The organism is Amycolatopsis sp. SID8362 (assembly GCF_010550475.1).
In the GTDB taxonomy this organism is placed as follows: Bacteria; Actinomycetota; Actinomycetes; order Mycobacteriales; family Pseudonocardiaceae; genus Amycolatopsis; species Amycolatopsis eburnea.
This window is the reverse complement of record NZ_JAAGNB010001138.1, coordinates 1-2,278: the sequence shown is the minus strand read 5'-3', so window position 1 is coordinate 2,278 and position 2,278 is coordinate 1. Positions and strand designations below refer to the sequence as shown.

Below are 2,278 nucleotides of genomic sequence, written 5' to 3'. Positions count from 1 at the left end.
CCCAGCCACACCCTGCACGGGTGACCAGCACCGCCGCCCTCCTACGGCAGCAACGCCCGGACCGCCGCCGGATCGGGGCCGTCCGGGGTCAGCAGCACGACGGCGTCGTCGAACCCCGCCTCCGCGTACCGGTGCAGCACCTCGCCGGCCCGTCCGAGGTCCGCCGGCACCGGGACCGCGCACACGATCGCGCGCCGTCCCCCGGCGGCTCGGAAACGCTCGTGCGCCGCGAGAATCTGGTCGGGGGTGCGGCGGTACGCGGACGCCAGCCAGCCGTCGAACTCCCGGGCCGCGCGCTCGACCTTGGCGCCCCACGAGCCGAGGAGCAGCGGCGGCCCGCCGGGGAGCAGCTCCCGCAAGCGCGGCAGGTTCTCGTCGAAGGCCCGGAACCGCCCGCCGTAGTCCCGGCCGAGCGCGGCGTAGTCGAGGTCGGTCGAGCCGGGGCTGACGCCGACGGTCAGGCGGTCACCGCACACCGACCACAGGGAGCGGATCCGGTACGCGAGGTCGGCCGGGTGGTGCAGCGGGACCTGGATGGTCGCCGTGCCGATCTCGACGTGCGAGGTGGCCGTCGCCGCCACCGCCAACGTGACGAACGGGTCCGGGACGAAGAACCCCCGCCCGATGATCTGCGGCGTCCACAGGCTCTCGAACCCTTCACCCACCAGCCGTTTCGCCCACTCCGCGACCGCGATCGGCGGGCCGGGGGCCAGCCGGGCGAGTGTCGCACCCAAGCGCATCTCAGCGCGCCCGGTCGGCCGCGAAGCGCGCGTACCAGCGCAGCGCGTCCGGGTCGTCGACGGAGGCGAGGTTCGCGGCCCGCGCCAGTTCCTCGCCGGACAGCAGTTTCTTGACCGGCACCTCCAGCCGCTTGCCGCTCAAGGTGTGCGGAACGGCGGGTGCCTCGACGATCTCGTCCGGGACGTGCCGCGGCGTCAGGCGGGTCCGCAACGTCGTGACGATCTTCCGCTTCAGCGCGTCGTCGAGCGCGAAACCGGGCGACGGCACCACGAACAGCCCCAGCCAGTACCCGCCGTCGGGCAGGTCGAGCCCGATCACCAGGGTTTCGGCGATCTCGTCCAGCGTTTCCAGCACGTCGTAGAAGTCGCTGCTGCCCAGCCGGACGCCGTGGCGGTTGAGCGTCGAGTCCGACCGCCCGTGGATGGAGACGCTGCCGTCGGAATGCAGCGTCACCCAGTCGCCGTGCCGCCAGACCCCGGGCCAGGTGCCGAAGTAGGACTCGGTGTAGCGCACGCCGCCGGGGTCGTTCCACAGCGACACCGGCATCGACGGCATCGGCTGGGTGACGACGAGGTCCCCGACCGCGTCCACCACCGGCTCGCCGCCGGAGTCCCAGGCCGCGCAGTCGACGCCGGCGAGCCGCCCGCCGATGCGGCCCGGGCGGACCGCGTCGTACTCGCTCGCGCCGACGAACGAGCCCGAGATGTCAGTGCCGCCGCTGGTCGAATCGATCCGCAGGTCGGGGCCGAGGTGCTCCAGGATCCAGTGGTAGCCCGCCGGCGGCAGCGCCGAGCCGCTGACCATGACGTGCCGCAGCCTGCCGATGTCGTGCTGCCGCGGTGAAACGCCGGCCATGACGACGGCGGCGCCGAGCAGCATGACGTCCGCCCCGGTCCGGGCCGCGACCTCCCAGACCGCGCCCGGCGGGTGGTGCGGCGCGCCTTCGTAGAGGGTGATCGCGGCACCCTGGGTGAGCGCGCCCAGCTGCATGTTCCACAGCGCCCAGCCGCTTGACGTGCAGGCGAACATCCGCTCGCCTGCCCGCAGCCCGCAGTACAGCCCGGACCACTTCAGCCCCTCCAGGGTGATCCCGCCGTGGCCGTGCACCAGGCCCTTGGGCAGCCCGGTGGTCCCGGAGGTGAACAGCACCCACAGCGGGTGGGAGAACTCGACCTGCGCGAAGTCCGGCGGCGAGTCCTCGGCCAGCAGCTCGGCCCACGGCGTCGAGCCGGCGGGGTCCGGCCGGTCGAACGCGTACGGGACGTGGACGAAGTGGCGCAGGCCCGGCAGCTCCTCGCGCAGCCGCGCGACGACGTCGGCGCGGTCGATCACCTTGCCGTTCCAGTGGTAGCCGTCCGCGGCGATGAGCACGGCCGGTTCGAGCTGCGCGAGGCGCCCGAGCGTGCCGTCGGCGCCGAAGTCCGGCGAGCAGCACGCCCACACCGCGCCGACGGCGGCGGTCGCGAGGCAGGCGATCACGGCGTGCTCGGTGTTGGGCAGGTAGGCGCCGACCCGGTCACCGGGCCGCACCCCGGCC

At 74.0% G+C, this 2,278-nt stretch carries 2 protein-coding genes; both read right to left on the bottom strand.

Going from position 1 to position 2,278, the window contains the following annotated elements; all coding sequences use genetic code 11:
* Positions 1 to 41 precede the first annotated feature (41 nt).
* On the bottom strand, positions 42 to 740 hold the full coding sequence (locus G3I65_RS35400; protein WP_160699956.1) for an LLM class flavin-dependent oxidoreductase: 699 nt from the start codon (positions 738 to 740) through the stop codon (positions 42 to 44).
* Position 741: 1 nt separating this feature from the next.
* On the bottom strand, positions 742 to 2,278 hold a 1,537-nt coding region (locus tag G3I65_RS35395), incomplete at its 5' end, for an acetoacetate--CoA ligase (RefSeq protein WP_160699955.1).